We start from the raw sequence: 23,900 nt of genomic DNA on the forward strand, positions 1-23,900 counted from the left end.
ACATGAAGCTCGTCATTGCGTCTGACATCCACGGTGCCGCGGAGTGGTGCGAGCGGCTGATGGCCCAGGTCGAGGAGCTGAACCCCGACCGCGTGGTCCTGCTGGGAGACCTTCTCTACCACGGCCCGCGAAACGACCTGCCGTCCGACTACGCGCCCAAGCGTGTCATCGAGATGCTCAACTCCATTGCCGACCAGGTCATCGCCGTGCGCGGCAACTGCGAGGCCGAGGTCGACCAGATGGTCCTCTCCTTTCCCTGCATGGCTGACCACAACGCGCTGATTGACCCCGCCGCCGGCAGCAAGACCCTTTTCTTCACGCACGGTCACGTCTACGGGCCGGGCCTTCACAACAGCGTGGACAAGTGGCCCGCGCTGCCTGCTGGCTCCGCGCTGGTCTATGGCCACACGCACAAGAAGGTCCTGCAGGAGGTCGAGGGGCACCCGGGCATCACCGTCTTCAACCCCGGCTCGGTGGGCATTCCCAAGGACGGCACCCACAGCTTTGGCGTCTACGAGAACGGCGTCTTCTCCCACCGCATCCTCGGCGAGTAGCTCACAAATTGGGGACGTGTTGGGGGTGCGGACAATTTCTTAGACACTACGGAGAGAGTACCCCAGGTCCCTGCGGTACTGCTCCGGGCTCCTCCACCCCAGGCTCCGCTTGATCCTGCCCGAGTTGTAGTAGGCGAGGTAGCCCGCCAGGCGCCGCCGGAACTCCTCGAAGCCCACCCCGGACCAGTCCCTGCCGTGGTAGAACTCCTGCTTGAGCCGGCCGAAGAAGCCCTCGGCCGCGGCGTTGTCGGGGCTGCGGCCCTTCCTCGACATGCTGCGCACCAGGCCGTGGCGCTCGCATATCGCCGCCCAGCCCGGCCACCTGTAGTGGCAGCCGCGGTCGGTGTGGACCACGGGCCGCTCGCCGGCCGCGAGCGTCGAGGCCGCCGCCTCCAGCATCGAGTCGGCCATGCGGGCGTCGGGGGACTCCGACAGGGTCCACGCCACGACCGCCCCGTCGAAGCAGTCGACCACCGGCGACAGCCAGCAGCGCCCCGACCCTATCGTGAACATGGTGACGTCGGTGACCCACAGCTCGTTGGGGCGCGAGGCGGAGAAGTCGTGGGTGCCGTCGGGGCGCAGCGGCAGGTTGGGAGGGGCCTCGGAGACCTCGCCGGCATAGCTGCTCCAGCGCCTGCGGCGCCTCAGGTAGCGCACCTCGAGCCCCTCCTCGCGCATGACGCGCCTCACGACCTTCTCGGAGACCGCCAGGGGCTCGTCGGGGTCCAGGCGCAGCCTCGCCCATATCGTGCGGTAGCCCCAGGCCCCGCCCCCGGCCTCGAACAGGGCGCGCACCCGCGCCCTCAGGGCGGCCAGGCGGTCGGGGGCGCCCCTGCGGGCGCGGTGGTAGTAGTAGGTGCTGCGCGCCACGCCGGCCGCGCGCAGGGCGTCCTCCAGGCCGAACCCGGGCCTAAGGGCGTCGGCGACCAGCGCCCTCTCCGCCGCCGTCAGCGAGTCCGGGCCCCGCCCCGGGCCGCCTCCTTTTAGGACGTCCAACACCGCCTCGGCCCTGGCGAGCTCCAGCCTCAGGGCCCGGTTCTCGGCCCTGAGGGCCTCCAGGTCCCCGGGGTCGGCCGGCGGCGGCACGCGCGGGGCGCCCCGTCCGTTCGCGAGCGACACCTCGCCCTCCCTCCCCGCGGCGCGGGCCCAGCCGCGCACGGTCTCCGGGTGGCAGCCGATCGACGCGGCGACCTCGGCGGGGTCCTCCCCGGCGAGCGCCCTGCGCGCGGCGTCGGCCCTCTGGGCAAGAGTATAGGGGGCGTGCCAGCCGACGCCCAGGTCGCCGGACGCCCAGCGCCTGATCGACTCGGCGGAGGCGAGCCCCGACTCCCTGGCGAACCTGTGGGCCGGCCGGCCGGACTCGCGCCAGAGCCCCAGGATGGCGTCCCTCTCGTCGCTCGAGTACATTGCGGGCTCCAATCCGGACGCCTGTCGGCGTCCAACTTTTCGTCCGCACCCCCAACACGTCCCCAATTTGTGCGTCGCTACGGGCGGGAGGTTGAAGGCGAGGGTTGCAATGGCTCAGGCGGATGCGCTCCTTCTCGCTCAGTGAGGGGGGCGTTGATCTCCTGGTCAGAAAGATCATCGGAGAGACGTTGAGTGGGGTCGCCGGTCACGAGATCGTCAAGCGTGCAGGCAAAGAGCTGGGAGATTTTGATGAGCTTGTCCATCTCTGGGCAGCTCATCTCGGCCTCCCATTTTGTGACCGACTGGCGTGAAACGCCTAGCAGCATGGCGAGCTGCTCTTGGGCCATGTTACGCGTGGCGCGCAGGTGAGGGGTGAATTGCGACATTTGGAGGCCATGGGCATAACGTGCAGGCCGTTGGGGCGTCCGTCGGGCGGATGGGTGTCCAGGAGCTGCGCAGAAGTGGCCTTGGTGTGAGTCTGCGGCGCAACTTTGCGCGGAAGTGGCCTTCGTGTGAGCCCCTCTCCGGCGTCTCCGGAGCGGACCGGAGCAGTTTATGCAGCCGGACCTTCGCCGACCTGCTGTTTCAGCCTAATGTTATTCATTGATATTTTGATAATTGCGGCAGAATCAAATAACGGGCTCACACGAAGGCCACTTCTGCACGCTGCCGCTGAAAATGCTCACACCAAGGGGACTTCTGCGCAAGGCTAGGGTCCAATTCCGGCGCCGTCCCCGCCCCTAAAATCACGCCCTCAAAAAACCTCATGTGAAGAGACTTAGATTATGTATAGAATCAGAACGCAGGGGGCATAACCTCAAGCGTTAAGAGATTAAAAGCGCGCAAGGAGCGACCTCGGCCGCCCGCAAGCGCAGAAGGAAAGGACCACATCATGGGCAAGATCCTTGGCATCGACCTTGGCACCACCAACTCCGCCATGGCAGTTCTTGAGGGCGGCGAGCCCACCATCATCGTCAACGCCGAGGGTGACCGCACCACCCCGTCCGTCGTCGGCTTCCGCGCTGACGGTGACCGCATCGTCGGCAAGGCCGCCAAGAACCAGGCCGTGACCAACCCCACTAACACCGTGTTCTCCATCAAGCGCTTCATGGGCCGTCGCTACGACGAGTGCACCTCCGAGCTCAAGACCGTCCCGTACAACGTCAAGTCCGGCACCGGCAACCGTGCTGTCGTTGAGATCGAGGGCGAGGACTTCACCCCCGAGCAGATCAGCGCCATGATCCTCTCCAAGATGAAGGCCGACGCCGAGAAGTACCTGGGCGAGCCCGTTACCGACGCCGTCATCACCGTCCCGGCCTACTTCAACGACGCCCAGCGCCAGGCCACCAAGGACGCCGGCAAGATCGCCGGCCTGAACGTCCAGCGCATCGTCAACGAGCCCACCGCTGCGGCCCTGGCCTATGGCCTGGACAAGCAGGACAAGGACCAGAAGGTCCTCGTCTTCGACCTGGGCGGCGGCACCTTCGACGTCTCCCTGCTCGACCTCGCTGACGGCGTCGTCGAGGTCCTGGCCACCAACGGCGACAACCACCTCGGCGGCGACGACTGGGACCAGCGCGTCATGGATTGGATGGCCGACAAGTTCCAGCAGGAGAACGGCGTTGACCTCCGCAAGGATCCCATGGCCCTGCAGCGTCTGAAGGAGGCTGCCGAGAACGCCAAGAAGGAGCTCTCCGCCGCCCAGCAGGCCACCATCAACCTGCCCTTCATCACCATGAACCAGAGCGGCCCGCTGCACCTCAACTACACGCTGACCCGCGCCGAGTTTGAGAAGATCACCCGTGACCTGCTCGACCGCTGCAAGACCCCGGTCACCAAGGCCCTCAAGGACGCCAACCTCCAGATCTCCCAGGTTGACGAGGTCATCCTCGTCGGCGGCTCCAGCCGTATGCCCGCCGTCCAGGAGCTCGTCAAGCAGATGACCGGCAAGCAGCCCAACATGTCCGTCAACCCGGACGAGGTCGTTGCCGACGGCGCCGCCGTCCAGGGCGGCGTCCTGACCGGCGATGTCTCTGGCATCCTGCTGCTCGACGTCACCCCGCTTTCCCTGGGCGTCGAGACCATGGGCGGCGTCATGACCAAGATGATCGACCGCAACACCACCATCCCGACCTCCAAGACCGAGGTCTACTCCACCGCTGCGGACAACCAGACCTCCGTCGAGATCAACGTCCTGCAGGGCGAGCGTGAGATGGCCGCCGACAACAAGTCCCTCGGCAAGTTCAACCTGAGCGGCATCCCGGCTGCCCGCCGCGGCGTCCCGCAGATCGAGGTCACCTTCGACATCGACGCCAACGGCATCGTGAAGGTCACCGCCAAGGATAAGGCCACCGGCAAGTCCCAGCAGATCACCATCTCTGGTTCCACCGCCCTGTCTGACGACGAGGTCGACCGCATGGTGAAGGACGCCGAGTCCCACGCCGAGGAGGACAAGAAGCACAAGGACGAGATTGAGGTCCGCAACCAGACCGACTCTTTGGCCTACAGCGCCGAGCAGACCCTCGCCGACCTGGGCGACAAAGTCCCCGCTGACCAGAAGAAGGAGGTCGAGGACGCAATCGCCGAGGCCAAGAAGTCCCTCGAGGGCACTGACATCGACGCCATCAAGGCCGCCGGCGAGAAGCTGACCGCCGCCAGCCAGAAGCTCGCGCAGGTCGTCTACTCCGCCACGCAGGACGCCACGGCCGCCGGTGCCGACGCCGCCCCGTCCGACGACGACGTTGTCGACGCCGACTACGAGGTCGTCGACGACGACAAGGACAACAAGTAAGACCAGCTGCCGCGAGGCCGGCCCCGCGCCGGCCTGCGACTGAACTTCTTGGGGCGGCCGCAGGGCCGCCCCTCACTTCTACGAGGAGGGTGACGTGAAGGTGCCCATCGAGGTTGAGGGCGAGGAGCCCATGGACAAGGACGAGCAGGCCACGCAGGCCGCGGCCGAGCAGGACGTCGCCGAGGAGCCCGTCGCTCAGGACGTTGACCCCAACGACGAGCAGGCACTTATCGACGCGGCAAAGCGCGCGGGCGAGGAGGCTGCCGAGAAGGAGCTCGCCGCCGACGCGAGCAAGATCCGTGCCGAGCGCGACGAGCTGCAGAAGAAGCTCGCCGACGTCGAGGACCAGATCGAGGCGGCAAAGAAGCAGGCCACGGACGCCTCCGAGCGCTTGGTCCGCCTGCAGGCCGACTGGGACAACTACCGCCGCCGCACGGCGACGGAGCGCCTGGCCGAGAAGGAGCGCGCGGCAGAGAAGCTGGTCTGCGCGCTTCTCCCCGTGCTTGACGACATGGAGCGCGCGCTGGACCACGCCGGCAACGCCGACGGCGACGACCAGATGCAGAGCTTCGTCGACGGCGTCTCCGCCGTGCACGACAAGATGCTCGACATCCTGGCAAAGGAGGGCGTCGAGCCCATCGACCCCGCCGGTCAGGCCTTCGAGCCCCTCTCGCACCAGGCCGTCGGCCGCGTCGAGGACAAGGACGCCTACGACGAGACGGTGGCCCAGGTCTACCAGAAGGGCTACAAGATGGGCGAGAAGGTCATTCGCACCGCAATGGTGACCGTGACCTTCGGCGGCCCCAAGCGCCCCGCCGAGGAGCCTGCGGCCGAGGGCGACGCCGCGGACGCCGATGCCAGCAATCAGTAACGTTTAATCGGCGCCCGGGCCACGTGACCTGGGCGCCATCTTTGAGAGGGGGCTCGTGCAGAGACCATGGCAGGCAAGAGGAACTACTACGACGTTCTGGGCGTGAAGCGCGACGCCACCGATGATGAGATCAAGAAGGCCTTCCGCAAGCTGGCGGCCAAGAACCACCCGGACGCCGGCGGCGACGAGAAGAAGTTTGCCGAGATCAGCGAGGCCTACACCACGCTGTCCGACCCAAAGAAGCGTCGCGAGTACGACCAGCTGCTGATGTTCGGTGGCATTCCGGGCGCCGACTTTGGCGGCTCGGGCGGGCGCAACCGCGGCGGCTACACCTACACCACCAACATGGGCGGCGACTGGTCGGACATCTTCGGCGGCTTTGGTGGCGGGCAGGGAGGCTTTGACTTCTCGTCCATCTTTGGCGGGGCGGCCGGCGCCCGCGCGCAGAGCAGGCCCACCAAGGGCAGCGACCTCACCATGTCCATCGACGTGACGTTTGACGAGGCCTTCCACGGCGCCCAGCGCAAGGTGAGCTACCGCGTGCCCTCAACGGGAGAAGAGCACAACATCACGGTCAAGATTCCCGCGGGCGCCGTCTCTGGCGGCAAGCTGCGCTATCGCGGCCGCGGCGAGGTGGGCGCCAACGGTGGCCCGCGCGGAGACCTGGTCATCACCACCAATGTGGCCAACCACCCCGTCTTCAAGCGTGACGGCGCCGATGTGCGCATGGACTTCCCCGTGAGCATGTACGAGGCTGCGCTGGGCACCAAGGCCAGCGTCCCCATGCCGGACGGCAGCGAGGTCAGGCTCTCCATTCCGGCGGGCACCCAGCCCGGACGCACCTTCCGCATTCCCGAGAAGGGCGCGCCGGACATCAAGAACAAGGGCAAGATCGGCTCCGTGTACGTGACGGTGCAGGTCAAGGTGCCCACGATGCTCTCCAAGAAGGAGCGCGAGGCGCTTGAGTCGCTCCAGGCGGCGGACGGGCGCAACTACAGAGAGGAAGGCCACAATGGCGCGTAGCGACGGCGAGGGGCGAGACAAGCCGCTCTACATGATCAGCGTGGCCGCCGAGCTCACGGGCATGCACCCGCAGACCCTGCGCGTCTACGAGCAGAAGGGCCTGGTCACGCCCGGTCGCTCGCGCGGCAACACGCGCCTGTACTCCCAGAGCGACATCGACCGCCTGAACCTCATCTCTAAGCTCACGGACGAGGGCATCAACCTGGCCGGCGTCATCCGCATCCTGGACATGCGCGAGCGCGAACTGGAGCTTGAGCACGAGCTCGAGACTCTGCGCGCCCGCGTGCGCTCCCTCGAGGAGGAGGTTCGCGAGTACCACGTCCAGGAGAAGATCACGGCCCTCGCGCGCTACGAGGGCAACCCCGAGCAGGTCATGCACCGCTTGCTGCTCAATGGGAGCAGTAGGGAGTAGAGACGCAGGCACTTCTCGCCGCGCAGTGTACATTTACATGACCCGGTACCCTTCAGGCCCCGCATCGCCCCAGTTGGCGATGCGGGGCTTTGTGTTTATGTGCGCCGGCCACCGTCCGCACCCCTCCCACCCCTCCCAAAATCTAATATGAACAGACTTAGATTTGCGTTTATCGCCACACGTGCCTGGGAACAATAGGTCTTGATAAACAAGAAGACCCAAAAGGGGTGACCAGTATGAGGTTTGATAAGTGGGCAGTGACGGCCCAGGAGGCCCTGCAGGCCGCCATCGGCATTGCCACGGACGCCAACGCCGGCCAGGTGGAGCCCATCCACCTGCTGAAGGCGCTGCTCAGCTCTGGCGAGCGCAACCTGCGTGCCATCATCGAGCGCGTGGGCGCGGACCCCGCAGCCGTTGAGTCCCAGGTGGACGACGCCATCGCTCGTGCGCCGCAGGTCACGGGCGATGCCAGTCAGATGGGCGTCGGCCAGGCCCTCGTGCGCGTGGGTGACGCCGCGGAGAAGCTCGCCACCAAGCTCGGAGACTCCTACGTGACCTCCGAGCACCTGCTCTGCGCACTCGCCGACGACAAGACGGACGCCGGCAGCATCCTCAAGTCCGCGGGCGTCACGGGCAAGCGCATCCAGGAGGCCTACGACAACCTGCGTGGCGACGAGCGCGTGACCAGCCAGGACTCCAAGCCGGAGTTCGAGGCGCTCTCCAAGTACGGTCGCAACGTGACCGACATGGCGCGTCAGGGCAAGCTCGACCCGGTCATCGGCCGCGTCGAGGAGATTCGCCGCACCATCCAGGTGCTCAGCCGCCGCACCAAGAACAACCCGGTGCTCATCGGTGAGCCTGGCGTGGGCAAGACGGCCATCGTCGAGGGCCTGGCCCAGCGCATCGTCAACGGCGACGTGCCCTCCACGCTGCGCGACAAGGAGCTCGTCGAGCTCGACATGAGCGCCCTGGTGGCCGGTGCCAAGTACCGCGGCGAGTTCGAGGAGCGCCTGAAGTCCGTGCTCAAGGAGGTCGGCAAGTCCGACGGCCGCATCATCCTGTTCATCGACGAGCTGCACACCATCGTGGGCGCGGGTGCCACCGAGGGCTCCATGGACGCCGGCAACATCCTGAAGCCGGCCCTTGCCCGCGGCGAGCTGCACGCCATTGGCGCCACCACCCTGGACGAGTACCGTAAGTACATCGAGAAGGACCAGGCCCTTGCCCGCCGCTTCCAGACCGTCATGGTCTCCGAGCCCACCGTCGAGGACACCATCTCCATCCTGCGTGGCCTGAAGGACCGCTACGAGCAGCACCACCGCGTCCGCATCACGGACTCGGCGCTGGTCTCGGCCGCGGACCTCTCCAACCGCTACATCTCTGACCGCTTCCTGCCCGACAAGGCCATTGACCTGGTGGACGAGGCCGCAAGCCGCCTGCGCATGGAGCTTGACTCCATGCCGGCCGACATCGACGCCGTCGACCGCCAGCTCACCCAGATGCAGATCGAGGAGCAGGCCCTCATGAAGGAGGAGGACGAGGCCTCCAAGGAGCGCCTGGTCACCCTGCGCAAGGAGATTGCCACCACGCGCGAGAAGCTCGACGGCATGAAGGCCAGCTGGGAGAACGAGAAGGGCGCCATCGACCGCGTCCAGGACCTCAAGTCCAAGATCGAGGACGCCAAGACCGAGATGGAGCGCGTGACCCGCGAGGGCAACCTCGCAAGGGCCTCCGAGCTGCGCTTCTCGACGATTCCCGCGCTGCAGCACGAGTACGAGGAGGCCGAGCGGGCGCTGACCGCCAAGCAGGAGGCCGGCGGGCTGCTCAAGGAGGAGGTCACGAGCGAGGAGATCGCCGAGGTCGTGAGCGCCTGGACCGGCGTGCCCGTCTCCAAGATGATGCAGGGCGAGCTGGACAAGCTCAAGAACCTCGAGGGCGAGCTGCACAAGCGCGTCGTCGGCCAGGACGAGGCCGTCAGCGCCGTGGCGGCGGCCGTGCGCCGCAGCCGTGCCGGTCTGTCTGACCCCGACCGCCCCATCGGCAGCTTCTTCTTCCTCGGCCCTACCGGCGTGGGTAAGACCGAGCTGGCAAAGGCCCTGGCAGAGTGCCTGTTTGACGACGAGCGCTCCCTCGTGCGCATAGACATGTCCGAGTACATGGAGAAGTTCAGCGTCCAGCGCCTCATCGGCGCACCTCCTGGATACGTGGGCTATGACGAGGGCGGCCAGCTCACCGAGGCCGTTCGCCGTCACCCGTACTCCGTCATCCTCCTGGACGAGATGGAGAAGGCGCATCCCGACGTCTTCAACATCCTGCTGCAGGTGCTTGACGACGGTCGCCTGACCGACGGCCAGGGCAGGGTCGTGAGCTTCAAGAACACGATCATCATCATGACGTCCAACGTGGGCAGCCAGTTCATCGCGGGCGCCAACGCCAAGAGCGACCCGGACGAGGTCCAGCGCCAGGTCAACGAGGGCCTGCGCCAGACCTTCAAGCCGGAGTTCCTCAACCGCATTGACGACGTCGTGGTCTTCCACGCCCTGGGTCTCTCCGACATCGAGAAGATCGTGGACATCCAGCTCAAGGACGTCCGCAAGCGCCTTGACCGCGACCGCATCAAGCTCGAGCTCACCGGCGCCGCCGTGCAGTCCCTGGCCCTTGACGGCCTTGACCCGGTCTATGGCGCCCGTCCGCTCAAGCGCCTCATCCAGCGCCAGGTGGTGGACAACGTCGCCAACCTCATCATTGACGGCAAGCTCCACGAGGGCGACACGGTCCGCATCGACGTGGGCAGTGACGACCAGCTCTTTGCCGAGCGTGACGACGCGGCGTCCGACGCCGCCGCGCCCTCCGAGCCTGACGGCGAGGAGCCCGTCGAGCCGGATTCCGTGGAGTAAGCGGCTCGCTTTGACGATTTGGGTTCGCGGTTTTGGGGCACGCCGCGAGCCTGTGTGATAAAAGCCCAGGTAGGGGAGTCGCGAGTTTCTCGCGGCTCCCCTTTTGCTGCTGGGGCAAACCCAAATCGAGTTGCGATTTGGGTTCGGGCGGGGGGTGCGGACAATTTCTTAGACACTACGGAGAGAGTACCCCAGGTCCCTGCGGTACTGCTCCGGGCTCCTCCACCCCAGGCTCCGCTTGATCCTGCCCGAGTTGTAGTAGGCGAGGTAGCCCGCCAGGCGCCGCCGGAACTCCTCGAAGCCCACCCCGGACCAGTCCCTGCCGTGGTAGAACTCCTGCTTGAGCCGGCCGAAGAAGCCCTCGGCCGCGGCGTTGTCGGGGCTGCGGCCCTTCCTCGACATGCTGCGCACCAGGCCGTGGCGCTCGCATATCGCCGCCCAGCCCGGCCACCTGTAGTGGCAGCCGCGGTCGGTGTGGACCACGGGCCGCTCGCCGGCCGCGAGCGTCGAGGCCGCCGCCTCCAGCATCGAGTCGGCCATGCGGGCGTCGGGGGACTCCGACAGGGTCCACGCCACGACCGCCCCGTCGAAGCAGTCGACCACCGGCGACAGCCAGCAGCGCCCCGACCCTATCGTGAACATGGTGACGTCGGTGACCCACAGCTCGTTGGGGCGCGAGGCGGAGAAGTCGTGGGTGCCGTCGGGGCGCAGCGGCAGGTTGGGAGGGGCCTCGGAGACCTCGCCGGCATAGCTGCTCCAGCGCCTGCGGCGCCTCAGGTAGCGCACCTCGAGCCCCTCCTCGCGCATGACGCGCCTCACGACCTTCTCGGAGACCGCCAGGGGCTCGTCGGGGTCCAGGCGCAGCCTCGCCCATATCGTGCGGTAGCCCCAGGCCCCGCCCCCGGCCTCGAACAGGGCGCGCACCCGCGCCCTCAGGGCGGCCAGGCGGTCGGGGGCGCCCCTGCGGGCGCGGTGGTAGTAGTAGGTGCTGCGCGCCACGCCGGCCGCGCGCAGGGCGTCCTCCAGGCCGAACCCGGGCCTAAGGGCGTCGGCGACCAGCGCCCTCTCCGCCGCCGTCAGCGAGTCCGGGCCCCGCCCCGGGCCGCCTCCTTTTAGGACGTCCAACACCGCCTCGGCCCTGGCGAGCTCCAGCCTCAGGGCCCGGTTCTCGGCCCTGAGGGCCTCCAGGTCCCCGGGGTCGGCCGGCGGCGGCACGCGCGGGGCGCCCCGTCCGTTCGCGAGCGACACCTCGCCCTCCCTCCCCGCGGCGCGGGCCCAGCCGCGCACGGTCTCCGGGTGGCAGCCGATCGACGCGGCGACCTCGGCGGGGTCCTCCCCGGCGAGCGCCCTGCGCGCGGCGTCGGCCCTCTGGGCAAGAGTATAGGGGGCGTGCCAGCCGACGCCCAGGTCGCCGGACGCCCAGCGCCTGATCGACTCGGCGGAGGCGAGCCCCGACTCCCTGGCGAACCTGTGGGCCGGCCGGCCGGACTCGCGCCAGAGCCCCAGGATGGCGTCCCTCTCGTCGCTCGAGTACATTGCGGGCTCCAATCCGGACGCCTGTCGGCGTCCAACTTTTCGTCCGCACCCCCGCGGTATGGGGTTTGGGCTGCCCTCTCTTGGGGGTAAGCCTCTGACCTGGGATTTTGCTGTGGTGGCATTCTCGTGGTCCCCGGTCGGCGAACCCAAATCAGTTTTGGGCGCCCGCCGCGCTAGGATTAGGGGCGACAAGAGACGCCTTCTAGCGACCCTGGAGGCCGCCATGAGTTCCGAAGACCTGGACAAGACCGTTCTGGTCAGCCCCGACGCCAGCCCCGATGGCGCTGATGCCGATCCAGACGCCACCGTGCTCGCCGAGCCGCCGGCCGCCGCCGACCCAGACGCTACCGTGCTGGCTGACGCCCCCGCAGAAGTCGCCGATCCGGACCCGGACCCGGACCCGGACGCCACGCAGCTCGCCGACGCTGCCGCCACGCGCCTCAACCTCGCGCCCGGCACGCATAAGCTGGAGTCCCTGCCCACCATCGTGCTGCCGGAGATAGACCCCGCCGACCCGGATGACGTCATCGCCTCGGACGGCATTGACGCCCTGGATGACCCGTACTTCTCGCCGGCGGTGCCGGAGGACCTGACGGAGGCGCACGCCCCCGTGCAGATAGAGTCCCCGGTGCAGAGCCTGCCGGAGCGCAAGAAGCGCATGCCCAAGTGGGCCGTGGCGCTCTTGGTGCTGGCCCTGCTGGGCGCGGCCGGCGGAGCCGCCTGGTACACCTATCAGCAGGAATACTGGGGCGGCAGAACCGTCCCACAGGTGGTCGGCCTCTCCGAGGAGGACGCGCGCACGGCGCTCGAGGCGGCCGGCTTCAACGTGGAGGCCTCCTATCAGCTGGCGGACGACGGCTTTGGCAACGTGATTGCCTGCAGCCTCACCGCCGGAGAGCGCGTTGACCCCTCCGCGGGCGCGACCATAACCGTCGCCGCCCAGCGCATGGTTCCGCAGGTCGTGGGGCAAGACAGGGACGCCGCCCGCCAGGCGCTCCTGGACGCCGGCGCCCAGAACGTGGTCTTTGCCTACGTCAACTCCGACGCTCCCGACGGTACCGTCGTGGCCGTTGACCCCGCCGAGGGCTCGCCCTTTGTCTCCGCGGACACCATCACCCTCTCCGTGGCCGAGCCCTATGTGGTTCCAGAAGTGATGGGCCTCTCGGCTGACGCCGCCAAGGCCGCCGTGGAGAAGGCCGGCCTCACCGCAAAGATCACCTACGTGGAGTCCGACCAGCCGCACAACACCGTGGTAGCCGTGAGCCCCGAGGCCGGCACCCAGACCAGCGAGGGCGCCGAGGTCGAGCTCTCCGTCTCCAGCCCGTACCCGTCCGACCCCTTCCACCTGCTGCAGTACTTTGACTGCACCTCTCGCGAGGCGGCAACGTTCCTGGGGCAGGAGAGCTACGCGCTGGCCTTTGGCGGTACCCACTCAAACGGCGACGCCAACGCCTCCTACACCAGCCCCGCCGGTGACGTCTTGACCTTCACGGACAAGCCCGAGGCCCCCGCGGCCGGCTCCGGCGCAGACGACGTCCTCGCCAACGGCGCCACCATCGGCGGCGTGCGCCTGGCCTTCTCGGCGTCGTCGGTGCCTGCGGGCGGCACGGCGGAGACCGAGGCAGGCGTCCGCGCGGTCATGGAGGCCTGCGGATTCTCTACGCTCAAGACGCTCACCACGCAGGACGACCTCATTGCCCCCGAGCCCGCCGACGGCAAGCACTTCATCTGTGGCTACGGTGAGGACGGCGACTGGTCCTGGGCCGTCATCATCGGCGGAACAGATGAGGCCTCGCAGGTCATAGCCCTGGCCTGCCCCAAGAATCGCTTCAACGGCGGCGTCAACCTGTCGTCCTTTGGCGGCTACGCCGCGGACTACATTGCCTACACCAGTCTGTTCTAGGAGGCCGCACAAACATGAATGGCGCAACCAACTCCGTCCCGTCCCCAGGCGAGAAGCCCAACCTCCCCAAGCCCGCTGCCAAGGCCGATTCCACGCCCGAGGAGCGCGAGTTCATCCGCGCGGAGAACGAGGACGACGACGGCTACGATCCCTACTCCGACCGCCGTCCCGTCTCGGAGCCGCTCTTCGAGCGCGATCCCTGGGCGTAGGGGCCACCCAACCAGCTCCGGTCCAAAACAAAGCCGCCCGGCCACAACCAAATGCGACCGGGCGGCGTCTTGATGTAGCGATAAAATCGCCCTACCTGACGGACCCCCACGTGTTGGACATGAACTCCCAGAGGAAGAAGACCACCACCGCGAGAATGGCCAGCACCACGATGCAGGCAATGAGCGAGCGGCGGCGGCTCTTGCGCTCGCGCGAGACAAAGATGTCGCGCCTGCCCTTGGGAATCTCCAGGTACTGGCCGTAGTGCAGGTCTCGGCGCAGCTGCTCTCCCTGCTCGCGGGAGCGACGGTAGGAGCGGCCGCCCATGCCGCGGCTGCCTACGTAGTCGGAGTCGTGCGTGGTGGCCTCGGGGGCAATGTCTCCGGCGGCAAAGTCATCTATGGGGTCAACGGAGCGGTGCTGGGCGCGCTGGCGCACGTAGGGCGCGGGCTCTGCGGCGGGCACGGCAGGCGCGGGTGCCGGCTGCGGGGCCTGTGCCTGCGGGTTTGGCGTCTGCGCCGCGTCCTGGAAGTTGTTCTCGTCGTTCACTGGTGCCTCCCGTGGGTGGGCAGTTGAATCGCGTGTACCTGCGTAATGATAGTTGAGCCGGCACGCGAGCGCACTCCTGACCTGCGTAAACCCGCAAGGGTCGCACGTATCCAAATCTAATACGTACACACTTAGATATGATGAGTATGTGACGCTAAGAAAACCTTTGTTTTGAGGTATAAACCCCGCGAGCCGGGGAACATACAACAGTGTTCAAAGAGAGTGTCGGAGCAAGCAAAAGCCAAGCTCAAGGCACCCACAAGTCCGCTAAGGAGTGATCGTTATGGCTAGCATGATTCCGTATGACCGTTACGCAAGGGGTCTTCGCACGTGGCCGTTCGACGCTATCGATAACTTCTTCGACGCGCCGCTCGCGTCTCTTGCCACCGACGCCGGCTTCAAGATGAACGTCGAGGACGCGGGAGAGAAGTACGTTGTCACCGCCGAGCTTCCCGGCGTCACGCGCGACCAGATTGACGTCGAGCTCAACGAGGGCCGCCTCTCCGTCAGCGTGGACAAGAAGGAGTCCGACGAGGAGAAGGGCAAGAACTATCTGCACAAGGAGAGCTGCGAGTGGAGCGCCACGCGTGGCGTCTACCTGAAGGACGCCGCCACCGCCGGCCTGTCCGCCAAGCTCGAGGGCGGCATCCTGACCGTCAACGTCCCCAAGCAGGACGAGAAGGCCAACGTCACCAAGATCTCCATCGACTAGCTCGGCTGACGTGGCGCAGCGCGTCGGCCTTCTCCCTGGCAGACCGCATGTCGAGAAACGCAACGGGCCCGAAGGCAAGCCGCCTTCGGGCCCGTTTCTCTTCTGGGCGAGAGCCGTCCCTAGAGCTTGGACACCTGGACCGAGCCAAAGACCTCGTCCCAGCGCTCCATGGGCAGGTGGCCGGTCTTGGGGTCCATGGCGTTCAGGGTGCCGCAGGCGTTGCCGCAGCGCAGGACCTCGGCAGGCTCGGCTTCCGCGGCGATCGCGTGCGCGAAGCCGGCAACCGTGGAGTCGCCTGACCCCGTGGCGTTCACGCAGTCGATGCGCGGGGGCACGGCGCGGAAGATCTCTCCGTCGTGGAAGGCGGCGGACCCGGCGGCGCCCATGGACACGATGACCCAGGCCACCCCGTCAAACCGCCCATCGGACTCGATCGCGTCCCTGATGCCAAGCACGTCGTCGCTCGAGAGCTCGCGGCCGAGCAGCGCGCTCAGCTCGCTCAGGTTGGGCTTCACCAGGTAGGGCTTCACCGTGCCGACGAGGGCGGCGTCGAGCGAGGCGCCGGAGGTGTCGAGAAGCACCTTTGCCCCTAGCTCTCCCGCGATTTCCGTGAGACGGGCATAGCAGCCGGCGTCGACGCCGCGCGGGAGGCTGCCGGACATCGTGACGACGTCGGCCTTCGCCGCGAGGGCGCGGAACTTCTCGGTAAAGGCCTCAAGCTCCTTCTCGCTCACGACCGGGCCGCTCTCCAGGAACTCGGTCTGGCATCCCTCGTGAAGTACAGCGATGCAGATGCGAGACTCGCCGGTGATGGGAGCGAAGTCGTGCGTCACGCCGTCGGCGTCCATGAGGTCGGCGAGAAACTCGCCCATGTGGCCGCCCAGAAGGCCAGTCGCCACGACGTCGTCGCCCAGCTGCCCGAGAACGCGCGTGACGTTTAGCCCCTTGCCGCCGGCGGTCTTGACCGGCTCGACGCGGTTCACGTCGTCCACGGCGAGCTTCTCGAGGTGGTAGGCCGTGTCGATGGAGGGGTTCATGGTTACGGTGAGGATCATCTTTGCTCCTTAAGAAGACGGGCGGCCTCGCTCGACACAAGACCGCCCGCTTGGTATTTCTGGCTCGAGGGCCGGGCCGCTACGCCTTGTTGCTGGAGCCCAGGTTGTCCATGTGGGAGGCCACGACGGCGTAGATCTCGTCCATGCCGGGGCGGTTGGGCTTCTTGGGGTCGAAGCAGTCGGGGTTCTGATCCATGTAGCCCATGAACCCGCGGGTGAAGGCCTGACGGAGCTCGGTGGCGTAGTTCACCTTGCAGATGCCGTTGGCGATGGCCTCAGCGACCTGGTCATCGGGCACGCCGGAGGTACCGTGCAGCACCAGCGGGATGTCGAGGCGGGAGCGGATCTCCTTGAGGACGCCCTGCTCGATGTGCGGGGTCCCCTTGTAGACGCCGTGGGCGGTGCCCACGCCGACGGCGAGGGAGGTGCAGTGAGTGCGGGCAACGAACTCCTCGGCCTCGTCGGGGTCGGTGTAGGGGTTCTCGCCCTCGACGGCGGGGCCGTCGTCCTCCTTGCCGCCGACCTTTCCGAGCTCGGCCTCGACGGGAATGCCGATGGGGCCTGCGACCTTGGTCACGGAAGCGGTGAGGGCGATGTTCTCCTCAAAGGGGACGTGCGAGCCGTCAATCATGACGGAGGTGTAGCCGGCGTGCATCGCCTGGATGCAGCGGTCGAAGCCGTCTCCGTGGTCGAGGTGGATGGCCACCGGGACGCTCGCCTGCTCGGCGGCCACCTTGCACATGGCGGCGAAGTAGTCGAGGTTCGCGTACTTGACGGTGCCGGGAGTGGTCTGCATGATGACCGGGGACTTGCGGTCCTCGGCGGCCTTGATGACGGCCATCACGAACTCGAGGCTCTCGACGTTGAAAGCGCCCACGGCATAGTGGCCGGCCTGGGCATCGAGCAGCATTTCCTTGGTGGTTACGAGCATCTGAACTCCCTTCGTCTGCCGTTGTTTCGGCATCGGGTATCCCTGGCCGCAATTGTATGTGCGCGAGGGTCCCCCGGCTTGGCGCACTTGGCGCGGGTGTCACCAAATGCCTGCTAAACGGCACGCCAAAAGCAAAGAGAAGCACAGTGCCGCCGTTGGGCGAGAAGATTGAATCTTGGCCTTATTCGAGTCCGCCCGCGTGGTATTTTTCCAAGAGCAAGAAAAGGAAAAGCGCTGATTTACCTCTAGCGTAAGCAAACGAAAACACATTTCCATCACATTTGTGAGTCCGGCGACCAAGGGAGAAGAGCATGACCGCGTTGTCACCCGAAGAGCGTCGCATTGCCATTCTCCAGATGCTCGAGAGGGACGCCTCGGTGCAGGTGACCCAGATCGCCGATGCGTTCGGTGTCTCCCGGGTGACTGCGCGCACCGACCTCGACGCGCTCGCGCGCGATGGAAAGCTGCGACGCACCCATGGCGGCGCCACGTCCCTCTCCCGTACCCTCACCGTCTCGGTGCAGGACAGGCGCATCAATCTCAACGTTGACGCCAAGCGCAGGATTGCCCGGCGTGCGGCGTCCCTCGTGGAGGAGGGGGACTCCATCCTCGTCGACTCCGGGACCACCTCCCTCGAGTTTGTGAGGGCGCTTTCCGGGCTTGCCGGCATCACCGTGGTCACGGACGACTTCACCATCGCCGACTTCGTGGACCGGTCCATGCCGGCAACCGACGTCATCATGCTCGGCGGAGTCCTTAGGAAGGGGCACCGCTACACGGACGGCCCCTTGGCGCTGGCCTCCCTCGCGCGTCTCCACCCTGACAAAGCCTTCGTCACGCCGACGGCATACGCGCCTGGCCGGGGGCTTCTGACCAATAACCAGGCCATGGCGGAGCTCAAGCGGGCGTTTCTGTCCTGCGCCGAGAAGACCTACATACTCATGGACGCCAGCAAAGTGGGCGCTCGCGGCCTCATGTGGTTCGGCACGCTGGCGGAGTGCGACGCCGTTGTCATGGACGCGGACCCCGAGGGCAGGGTTGCCGCGGAGCTGGAGGAGATGAGCACGGAGCTGCTGCTCTAACTGGCCGTTTGCGTTTCTTTGTCTTTTGCTTCTCGCATTGTCCAAAAAGCAAAGCTAGGGCCGACATGGTTCTTTTCAGGTTGCCCTGGGCGGGCAACAAACGCCAGTCCATGAGCGTGCAGTCAATCATTTTGCAGGTGAGAAAAGATACCAGTTAGTGTCAACCTCTTCATAAAATGCAAAGAATAGGCAAGCTCACTTACTTGTCTTTTCTAATAAAAATCAAATCAAGACAAAACGTATCTAAGTAAAAGTACCAGTTAAATAAGCCAGTCCACCTGAACGGTATGAATTTAGCCGCAAGCGGTCAAAACGCAGAAATTTGCAGTTCCCGTGAAGATGGGGGCTCTGGTTCGGGCCATAATGGCACCACTGAGCATGACGTTATAACCAGTTAACAGCCACTCAACACAGGGAAACGTTCGGGGTACTTGCTTGAAACCAGGGTCCCGTAGGTTCTTCTCGTACAGCAGCTACGCGCTATCGGCGTTGAAGGAGACAAAGAATGATCGGATGCATTCTCACGGGACATGGTTCGTTTGCAGATGGCCTGGGTGGCGCCCTCGAGATGGTGGGCGGCCCCCAGCAGTGCTTTGAGACCGTGACCTTCTACGAGGACGAGGCCGCCGAGTTCCCCCAGAAGATCGCCGACGCCATTGCGAGCCAGGCTGCCGCCTGCGACGGCGTTCTGGTCTTCTGCGACCTGATGGGCGGCACCCCCTTCAACCAGGCAATGATGAACGCGGCAACCACTCCCGGCGTCGAGGTCGTCACCGGCGCGAACCTGCCCATGCTGCTGGAGACCCTCTCCTGCCGCATGCCCGAGAGCACCCTCGAGGAGCTCGTCGACTGCGCCGTGCAGGCCGGCAGGATGGGCGTCGACCATCGCAAGCTCGAGGCCGAGGATGACTCTGAGGACGACTTCAGCGAGGAGGATGGTCTCTAATGCCCGAGAACTTCATGGAGAACATCCTGGCCTCCTCCATCGTCTTCCTGGTCTTTCTCGCCGTCATCGGCGTCATCTTCACGGTTCTGAACTACCGCCGCATGAGCAAGCAGAAGGACTACTACAAGGACGTCCACACCGAGCTTGAGGTGGGCAAGAGGGTGGCCTTCTCCAATGGCCTCATCGGCAAGCTCGTCCGCGTGGGCAAGGAGACCTGCGACATCGAGGTCAAGTCCGGCGCGGTCATCGAGGTCTCCCGCTACGCCATCCAAGAGGTCATCAAGTAGCTCGCAGGCCCTACGCAGGGCAGAGCACGTCAGATACCGCCCCAAAAGGGTGCAAGGAGAGAGAGGAACACATTATGGCAGAGCCCAACATCGTTCTCGTGCGCATCGACAACCGCCTCATTCACGGCCAGGTCGCCACTCAGTGGACCAGCACCGTGGGCGCCAACCTCATCCTGGTGGCCAACGACGAGGTCTCCGGCAACAAGATGCGCCAGAACCTCATGAACATGGCCGCCCCCCAGGGTGTCGCCACGCGTTACTTCTCCATCCAGAAGACCATCGACGTCATCCACAAGGCCGCTGCCCGTCAGCACATCTTCATCGTGGTGGAGAACCCCGAGGACGCCCTGCGCCTCGTCGAGGGTGGCGTGCCCATCAAGAAGCTCAACATCGGCAACATGCACATGTCCGAGGGCAAGCGTCAGGTGGCTACCTCCGTGGCCGTCGATGACGCCGACGTTGCCGCGTTCAAGAAGCTCCAGGAGCTGGGCGTTGAGCTTTCCATCCAGCGCGTCCCGTCCACTCCCGTTGAGGCGACCGACAAGCTCTTCTCGTAGCCGCCTACCAGCGTAAATAGCTCCAAGAAGGAGGGGATAAACACCCCACCTGCGCGGTAGCTTACGCTTTTTACTTTAGGTTTTGATTCGCGAGAGCGGTCAAACATAGCACACTGGTTTCCCGGAAGGGAAAGACAAAAGGAAAGGAGGAGCAAAGATGGAATACTCAGTCATCCAGGTCGCACTGGTCTTCGTGGTCACGTTCATCGCGGCTATCGATCAGTTCAGCTTCCTCGAGTCTCTGTATCAGCCGATCGTCACTGGCATGGTGGTCGGCCTCATCCTGGGCGATGTCACCACCGGCCTCATCGTTGGCGGCACCTACCAGCTGATGACCATCGGTAACATGCCGATTGGAGGTGCCCAGCCCCCCAACGCCGTCGTCGGCGGCATCATGGCTGCGGTGCTCGCGATCTCCCTGGACCTCGACCCGAACGCGGCCGTTGCGATGGCCATTCCGTTCTCGCTCCTGGGCCAGTACGGCGTGACCCTGATCTTCACCATCATGTCCCCCCTGATGTCCAAGGCCGATCAGTACGCTGCTGAGGCCAACCCCAAGGGCATTGAGCACATCAACTACCTCGCCATGTGCCTCCTCGGCCTCATCTTCGGCGTCGTCGTCACCCTGTTCTTCATCGGTGGCGCCACCATGGGCCAGGCCGTCGTCAACGCCATCCCCAAATGGCTCTCCGCTGGCCTCTCCGCCGCCGGTGGCATGATGCGCTTTGTGGGCTTCGGCATCCTGCTCAAGTTTATGATGAGCCGCGATATGTGGGGCTTCTACTTCATGGGCTTCGGCCTCGCCCTCGTCGTGGCCAACATCCCGGCCCTTGCCACCCCTGCTCTGCTCATCCTGGCCTTCATCGGCTTCGGCATCGCTTTCTGGGACTTCCAGCAGCAGACCGAGCTGAAGGGTGCCGTTGCTCTTGAGGACGGAGGTGAGGAGGATGGCATCTAACGCCACGACCTATAAGAACCTCACGCCGGCTCCTGATCTCGATCAGAAGACCCTGAACAAGATGGCCTGGCGCTCCTGCTTCCTGCAGGCGTCCTTCAACTACGAGCGCATGCAGGCCGCTGGCTGGCTGTACTCCATCCTCCCGGGCCTGGAGAAGATCCACACCGACAAGGATGACCTTGCCACCTCCATGACCCACAACATGGAGTTCTTCAACATCCACCCGTTCCTGGTCACGTTCGCCATGGGCATCTGCCTGTCCCTTGAGCAGAACAAGGCCGACATCCCGACCATCCGCGCCGTCCGCGTCTCCCTCATGGGCCCGCTTGGCGGCATCGGCGACGCCCTCTTCTGGATGACCCTCGTGCCCATCCTGGCCGGCATTACCTCCCAGATGGCCATCGCTGGCAACATCGCCGGCCCAATCATCTTCCTGCTCATCTTCAACATCATCCAGTTCGCCATCCGCTTTGGCCTGATGAACTGGTCCTACAAGATGGGCACCCAGGCGATCGACGCCCTCATGGACAACATGAAGGCGTTCACCCGTGCGGCCTCCATCCTCGGCGTCTTCGTCGTTGGCTGCCTGACCGTCACCATGGGCGGCACCCAGATCGCCCTGACCATCCCCAACGGCTCTTCTGAGTCCTACGTGGCGCACACCGCCGTCGTCTCCAACGACGAGGTCTCCGACTTCGAGGTCATCTCGAAGAACGATGAGGGCGTCACCACGTCCGGCATGGTCGACGCCGAGGGCAACGCCCTCAAGACTGTCGATGCCGAGGGCAACAAGGTCGTCGCCGGCGCTACCGACCTGGGCAACGGCATGAGCGAGATCACCTACATGGAGATGGTGGAGACCCCGGTCACCGTTGACTTCGCCTCCATCCTCGACAGCATCTGCCCGAAGCTCATCCCGCTCGCGCTCGTCATGCTGCTCTACTACCTCTTCGCCAAGCACAACTTCACGCCTATGAAGGGCATCGTCCTCATGCTCGTCCTGGGCATCGTTGGCGGGTTCTTCGGAATCTGGGCTTAGCGACTAGGCTTTGCACCAATGGGAGGCGCGTGGGTTTCTCCCCACGCGCCTCTATTTTTCCTAATCGGCATTGGCCGCGCGGTATATTCAGACAGCACGCGTCGTAGCTCTCGGCACAAGACGAGAAGCCCGCGTACGGGGCGTGCTCTGCATATATGCGTGCAGAGGAAGAGAGTGGCTGGAAGGAGGTTCCGTGGGTACGGGGGCAAGGAAGCAGCCGCTGTACGACCAGCTCGTTGACGTCTTGACCGACAAGATCGAGAACGAGCTCGAGCTGGGAGACATGCTGCCCTCTGAGCGCGAGCTCACCATTCGCTATGGGGTCTCTCGCACTACGGTGCGCCTGGCGCTGCGCGAGCTCGAGGACATGGGACTTGTGGTGCGCAGGCATGGCAAGGGGACGTTCGTCGCTAGCAACTCGAGGAAGCCGGCCGACCTTGCCGGCACCTACAGCTTCACGGAGCAAATGAGAAGCATGGGCCGAGAGCCCAGAAGCCAGGTGCTCGAGTTCGAGGTGCGCGAGGCCACCAAGTTCCTGGCCGCCCAGATGGGCGTGAGCCTGGGTCAGCGCGTTTATCGCATGCGCCGCCTGCGCCTGGCGGACGACGTGCCCATCATGGTTGAGCGTACCTATCTGCCGGCGGCGCAGTTCATCGGCCTCACGCGCGAGCGCCTTTCCAGCAAACCGCTTTACGACGTGGTGGAGCAGGAGTACAACCAGAAAATCAAGGTCGCCGAGGAGGCCTTCAGCGCCCGCGCCGCCAACGCGGACGAGGCGAGGCTCCTGGAGATAGGGGAGGGCGACCCGGTCCTGCACCTGGTTCGCACCACCTACAACGACAAGAACGAGATCATCGAGTACACCCGCAGCGTCGCGCGGGCTGACCAGTTTGAGTACACCATCAAACACGTGCGCGGATAGCCTGCTCAAGCACGCCGCGCCGCGTAGATAGGCCATAGTTTCCGGATCCGGGCCCCGCCCGGCCAGGAGGAGGGAGTTTCAATGTTCGAGATCGATGCGGAGACCCTGAAGACCATGGGTGCCGAGATTACCACCCGCGAGATCAGGCAGCAGCCCGAGCTCTGGGAGGACACTCTCAAGATCTATGACGACAACGCCGAGGCCATCGCCGCCTTCCTGCAGCGGGCGGAGGCCCTGGGCGGCGCCGAGCGCACCCACGTCGTCTTCACCGGCGCGGGTACCTCTGCCTATGTCGGCGACACCTGCACCCCCTACCTGCGTCACCACGGGGACAACTCCAAGTTCCGCTTCAGCGCCATCGCCACGACCGACATCGTGTGCGCCCCTCTCGACTACCTGCGTCCCGAGGATCCCACCGTGCTGGTCTCCTTTGCCCGCAGCGGCAACAGCCCCGAGTCCCTTGCGGCGGTCGAGCGCGCGGGGCAGGTCGTGAACAACATCCTGTTCCTCAACATTACCTGCGCCCCCGAGGGCAAGCTCGCCCAGCAGTTCAAGGACGACGACCAGAACCTCACCATCCTCATCCCCGGCGCCAACGACCAGGGCTTTGCCATGACCGGCAGCTACTCCTGCATGGAGCTCATGGCCACCATGATCTTTGACACCGCCCCCCACGACGAGAAGGCCGCTTGGGTGGCCCAGATTGCCGCCATGGGCCGCGACGTCGTCAAGCGCGAGCCCGAGATCCAGAAGTGGGTCAGCTCCGACTTCAACCGCATCACGTACCTGGGTTCCGGCTCCTTCGCCGGCGAGGCCCGCGAGTGCCAGCTCAAGATCCTCGAGCTCACCCACGGCCTCATCGCAACCTCCTTCGACTCCTCCATGGGCTATCGTCACGGGCCGAAGTCCTTCGTCGACGACAAGACCCTCGTCTTTGATCTCGTCCACAACGACCCCTACACCCGCCAGTACGACCTGGACATCCTGAACGAGATTGCTGGCGACGAGATCGCCCTGCACACCGTTGCCATCCAGCAGGACGGCGCCACCAAGTTCGAGGGCGAGTCCTTCACCTTTGGTGCCGAGTACGCGGCGCTTCCCGAGGCCTACCTCGCCCTCCCGTACGTCATGGTCGCCCAGACCGTGTCCCTGCTGACCTCCGTCAAGGTCGGCAACACCCCGGACACCCCGAGCCCCAGCGGCACCGTCAACCGCGTGGTCAAGGGCGTTACCATTCACCCCTTTGAGGCTTAGGGAGGCA

23 protein-coding genes are annotated in these 23,900 nt (G+C 65.5%); 17 read left to right on the plus strand and 6 right to left on the minus strand.

Translation table 11 applies throughout. The features are described 5' to 3' along the window. The first annotated feature begins 2 nt into the window (after positions 1–2). Positions 3–554: a phosphodiesterase gene (yfcE, locus tag DXV50_RS09060; RefSeq protein ID WP_117205869.1), complete on the plus strand. Its 552-nt coding sequence runs from the start codon at positions 3–5 to the stop codon at positions 552–554. A 39-nt stretch (positions 555–593) separates the two neighbouring features. Here yfcE and DXV50_RS09065 read toward each other — a convergent pair whose 3' ends face one another. Continuing rightward, positions 594–1,961, minus strand: coding sequence for an IS3 family transposase (locus tag DXV50_RS09065; protein WP_117204237.1), 1,368 nt, complete (start codon positions 1,959–1,961; stop codon positions 594–596). Between the two features lie 77 nt (positions 1,962–2,038). Beyond that, positions 2,039–2,347, minus strand: coding sequence for a helix-turn-helix transcriptional regulator (locus DXV50_RS09070; protein WP_198666455.1), 309 nt, complete (start codon positions 2,345–2,347; stop codon positions 2,039–2,041). Between the two features lie 506 nt (positions 2,348–2,853). Between DXV50_RS09070 and dnaK the strand changes: the two genes are divergently transcribed. The 5 genes from dnaK (at position 2,854) to clpB (ending at position 9,955) form a co-directional block, all read left to right on the plus strand. After that, positions 2,854–4,752, plus strand: a complete 1,899-nt coding sequence (gene dnaK / locus DXV50_RS09075; protein ID WP_117205870.1) for a molecular chaperone DnaK — start codon at positions 2,854–2,856, stop codon at positions 4,750–4,752. A 94-nt stretch (positions 4,753–4,846) separates the two neighbouring features. Further along, positions 4,847–5,623 (plus strand): nucleotide exchange factor GrpE, encoded by a 777-nt coding sequence (locus DXV50_RS09080; protein WP_232817505.1) that lies wholly within the window; start codon positions 4,847–4,849, stop codon positions 5,621–5,623. A gap of 66 nt (positions 5,624–5,689) precedes the next feature. Next, positions 5,690–6,646, plus strand: coding sequence for a DnaJ C-terminal domain-containing protein (locus tag DXV50_RS09085; RefSeq protein WP_117205871.1), 957 nt, complete (start codon positions 5,690–5,692; stop codon positions 6,644–6,646). Further along, complete coding sequence (locus DXV50_RS09090; RefSeq protein ID WP_117205872.1) at positions 6,636–7,058, plus strand: heat shock protein transcriptional repressor HspR; 423 nt, start codon at positions 6,636–6,638, stop codon at positions 7,056–7,058. The genes DXV50_RS09085 and DXV50_RS09090 overlap by 11 nt, the downstream gene beginning before the upstream one ends. Before the next feature lie 236 nt (positions 7,059–7,294). Then, a complete protein-coding gene (gene clpB, locus DXV50_RS09095; RefSeq protein WP_117205873.1) occupies positions 7,295–9,955 on the plus strand; it encodes an ATP-dependent chaperone ClpB in 2,661 nt (886 codons plus the stop codon). 168 nt (positions 9,956–10,123) lie between these two features. Here clpB and DXV50_RS09100 read toward each other — a convergent pair whose 3' ends face one another. Then, positions 10,124–11,491, minus strand: a complete 1,368-nt coding sequence (locus tag DXV50_RS09100; RefSeq protein WP_117204237.1) for an IS3 family transposase — start codon at positions 11,489–11,491, stop codon at positions 10,124–10,126. Positions 11,492–11,714: 223 nt separating this feature from the next. Between DXV50_RS09100 and DXV50_RS09105 the strand changes: the two genes are divergently transcribed. Beyond that, positions 11,715–13,394: a PASTA domain-containing protein gene (locus DXV50_RS09105; RefSeq protein WP_198666456.1), complete on the plus strand. Its 1,680-nt coding sequence runs from the start codon at positions 11,715–11,717 to the stop codon at positions 13,392–13,394. Between the two features lie 14 nt (positions 13,395–13,408). Continuing rightward, positions 13,409–13,603, plus strand: a complete 195-nt coding sequence (locus DXV50_RS09110) for a hypothetical protein (protein ID WP_117205875.1) — start codon at positions 13,409–13,411, stop codon at positions 13,601–13,603. Between the two features lie 91 nt (positions 13,604–13,694). Here the strand turns inward: DXV50_RS09110 and DXV50_RS09115 are convergent, their stop codons facing one another. Continuing rightward, positions 13,695–14,150, minus strand: a complete 456-nt coding sequence (locus DXV50_RS09115) for a hypothetical protein (protein ID WP_117205876.1) — start codon at positions 14,148–14,150, stop codon at positions 13,695–13,697. A 283-nt stretch (positions 14,151–14,433) separates the two neighbouring features. On the opposite strand from DXV50_RS09115, the gene DXV50_RS09120 reads away from it, so the two are divergent. Beyond that, positions 14,434–14,862 (plus strand): Hsp20/alpha crystallin family protein, encoded by a 429-nt coding sequence (locus DXV50_RS09120; protein ID WP_117205877.1) that lies wholly within the window; start codon positions 14,434–14,436, stop codon positions 14,860–14,862. 119 nt (positions 14,863–14,981) lie between these two features. Here the strand turns inward: DXV50_RS09120 and DXV50_RS09125 are convergent, their stop codons facing one another. Next, positions 14,982–15,917 carry a hexose kinase gene (locus tag DXV50_RS09125; RefSeq protein ID WP_117205878.1) on the minus strand — a complete coding sequence of 312 codons (936 nt, stop codon included), beginning with the start codon at positions 15,915–15,917 and terminating at the stop codon, positions 14,982–14,984. 79 nt (positions 15,918–15,996) lie between these two features. Further along, complete coding sequence (locus DXV50_RS09130) at positions 15,997–16,848, minus strand: class II fructose-bisphosphate aldolase (protein ID WP_117205879.1); 852 nt, start codon at positions 16,846–16,848, stop codon at positions 15,997–15,999. A gap of 311 nt (positions 16,849–17,159) precedes the next feature. On the opposite strand from DXV50_RS09130, the gene DXV50_RS09135 reads away from it, so the two are divergent. The 8 genes from DXV50_RS09135 (at position 17,160) to DXV50_RS09170 (ending at position 23,893) form a co-directional block, all read left to right on the plus strand. Continuing rightward, positions 17,160–17,930, plus strand: a complete 771-nt coding sequence (locus DXV50_RS09135) for a DeoR/GlpR family DNA-binding transcription regulator (RefSeq protein ID WP_117205880.1) — start codon at positions 17,160–17,162, stop codon at positions 17,928–17,930. A 505-nt stretch (positions 17,931–18,435) separates the two neighbouring features. Then, on the plus strand, positions 18,436–18,876 hold the full coding sequence (locus DXV50_RS09140; RefSeq protein WP_117205881.1) for a PTS sugar transporter subunit IIA: 441 nt from the start codon (positions 18,436–18,438) through the stop codon (positions 18,874–18,876). Further along, entirely contained in the window at positions 18,876–19,163 is a 288-nt protein-coding gene (gene yajC, locus DXV50_RS09145; protein WP_197713870.1) for a preprotein translocase subunit YajC, read from the plus strand. The genes DXV50_RS09140 and yajC overlap by 1 nt, the downstream gene beginning before the upstream one ends. 74 nt (positions 19,164–19,237) lie before the next feature. Next, the gene (gene agaV / locus DXV50_RS09150; RefSeq protein WP_117205882.1) at positions 19,238–19,720 is read left to right on the plus strand and encodes a PTS N-acetylgalactosamine transporter subunit IIB; all 483 of its coding nucleotides are present in this window, start codon (positions 19,238–19,240) and stop codon (positions 19,718–19,720) included. 157 nt (positions 19,721–19,877) lie between these two features. Then, a complete protein-coding gene (locus DXV50_RS09155; protein WP_117205883.1) occupies positions 19,878–20,678 on the plus strand; it encodes a PTS mannose/fructose/sorbose/N-acetylgalactosamine transporter subunit IIC in 801 nt (266 codons plus the stop codon). Further along, positions 20,668–21,717 carry a PTS system mannose/fructose/sorbose family transporter subunit IID gene (locus tag DXV50_RS09160; RefSeq protein WP_117205884.1) on the plus strand — a complete coding sequence of 350 codons (1,050 nt, stop codon included), beginning with the start codon at positions 20,668–20,670 and terminating at the stop codon, positions 21,715–21,717. The genes DXV50_RS09155 and DXV50_RS09160 overlap by 11 nt, the downstream gene beginning before the upstream one ends. Positions 21,718–21,910: 193 nt before the next feature. Continuing rightward, positions 21,911–22,639, plus strand: coding sequence for a GntR family transcriptional regulator (locus DXV50_RS09165; RefSeq protein WP_117205885.1), 729 nt, complete (start codon positions 21,911–21,913; stop codon positions 22,637–22,639). Between the two features lie 81 nt (positions 22,640–22,720). After that, positions 22,721–23,893 (plus strand): SIS domain-containing protein, encoded by a 1,173-nt coding sequence (locus DXV50_RS09170; RefSeq protein ID WP_117205886.1) that lies wholly within the window; start codon positions 22,721–22,723, stop codon positions 23,891–23,893. Positions 23,894–23,900 lie beyond the last annotated feature (7 nt).

Source organism: Paratractidigestivibacter faecalis (assembly GCF_003416765.1).
Lineage (GTDB): Bacteria > Actinomycetota > Coriobacteriia > Coriobacteriales > Atopobiaceae > Paratractidigestivibacter > Paratractidigestivibacter faecalis.

What these genes read in the sequence shown, in the direction of transcription:
- yfcE (WP_117205869.1), top strand. Translation starts at nt 3, where the DNA reads ATGAAGCTCGTCATTGCGTCTGACATCCACGGTGCCGCGGAGTGGTGC.
- DXV50_RS09065 (WP_117204237.1), bottom strand. Translation starts at nt 1,961, where the DNA reads ATGTACTCGAGCGACGAGAGGGACGCCATCCTGGGGCTCTGGCGCGAG.
- DXV50_RS09070 (WP_198666455.1), bottom strand. Translation starts at nt 2,347, where the DNA reads ATGTCGCAATTCACCCCTCACCTGCGCGCCACGCGTAACATGGCCCAA.
- dnaK (WP_117205870.1), top strand. Translation starts at nt 2,854, where the DNA reads ATGGGCAAGATCCTTGGCATCGACCTTGGCACCACCAACTCCGCCATG.
- DXV50_RS09085 (WP_117205871.1), top strand. Translation starts at nt 5,690, where the DNA reads ATGGCAGGCAAGAGGAACTACTACGACGTTCTGGGCGTGAAGCGCGAC.
- DXV50_RS09090 (WP_117205872.1), top strand. Translation starts at nt 6,636, where the DNA reads ATGGCGCGTAGCGACGGCGAGGGGCGAGACAAGCCGCTCTACATGATC.
- clpB (WP_117205873.1), top strand. Translation starts at nt 7,295, where the DNA reads ATGAGGTTTGATAAGTGGGCAGTGACGGCCCAGGAGGCCCTGCAGGCC.
- DXV50_RS09100 (WP_117204237.1), bottom strand. Translation starts at nt 11,491, where the DNA reads ATGTACTCGAGCGACGAGAGGGACGCCATCCTGGGGCTCTGGCGCGAG.
- DXV50_RS09105 (WP_198666456.1), top strand. Translation starts at nt 11,715, where the DNA reads ATGAGTTCCGAAGACCTGGACAAGACCGTTCTGGTCAGCCCCGACGCC.
- DXV50_RS09110 (WP_117205875.1), top strand. Translation starts at nt 13,409, where the DNA reads ATGAATGGCGCAACCAACTCCGTCCCGTCCCCAGGCGAGAAGCCCAAC.
- DXV50_RS09120 (WP_117205877.1), top strand. Translation starts at nt 14,434, where the DNA reads ATGGCTAGCATGATTCCGTATGACCGTTACGCAAGGGGTCTTCGCACG.
- DXV50_RS09125 (WP_117205878.1), bottom strand. Translation starts at nt 15,917, where the DNA reads ATGATCCTCACCGTAACCATGAACCCCTCCATCGACACGGCCTACCAC.
- DXV50_RS09130 (WP_117205879.1), bottom strand. Translation starts at nt 16,848, where the DNA reads ATGCTCGTAACCACCAAGGAAATGCTGCTCGATGCCCAGGCCGGCCAC.
- DXV50_RS09135 (WP_117205880.1), top strand. Translation starts at nt 17,160, where the DNA reads ATGACCGCGTTGTCACCCGAAGAGCGTCGCATTGCCATTCTCCAGATG.
- DXV50_RS09140 (WP_117205881.1), top strand. Translation starts at nt 18,436, where the DNA reads ATGATCGGATGCATTCTCACGGGACATGGTTCGTTTGCAGATGGCCTG.
- yajC (WP_197713870.1), top strand. Translation starts at nt 18,876, where the DNA reads ATGCCCGAGAACTTCATGGAGAACATCCTGGCCTCCTCCATCGTCTTC.
- agaV (WP_117205882.1), top strand. Translation starts at nt 19,238, where the DNA reads ATGGCAGAGCCCAACATCGTTCTCGTGCGCATCGACAACCGCCTCATT.
- DXV50_RS09155 (WP_117205883.1), top strand. Translation starts at nt 19,878, where the DNA reads ATGGAATACTCAGTCATCCAGGTCGCACTGGTCTTCGTGGTCACGTTC.
- DXV50_RS09160 (WP_117205884.1), top strand. Translation starts at nt 20,668, where the DNA reads ATGGCATCTAACGCCACGACCTATAAGAACCTCACGCCGGCTCCTGAT.
- DXV50_RS09170 (WP_117205886.1), top strand. Translation starts at nt 22,721, where the DNA reads ATGTTCGAGATCGATGCGGAGACCCTGAAGACCATGGGTGCCGAGATT.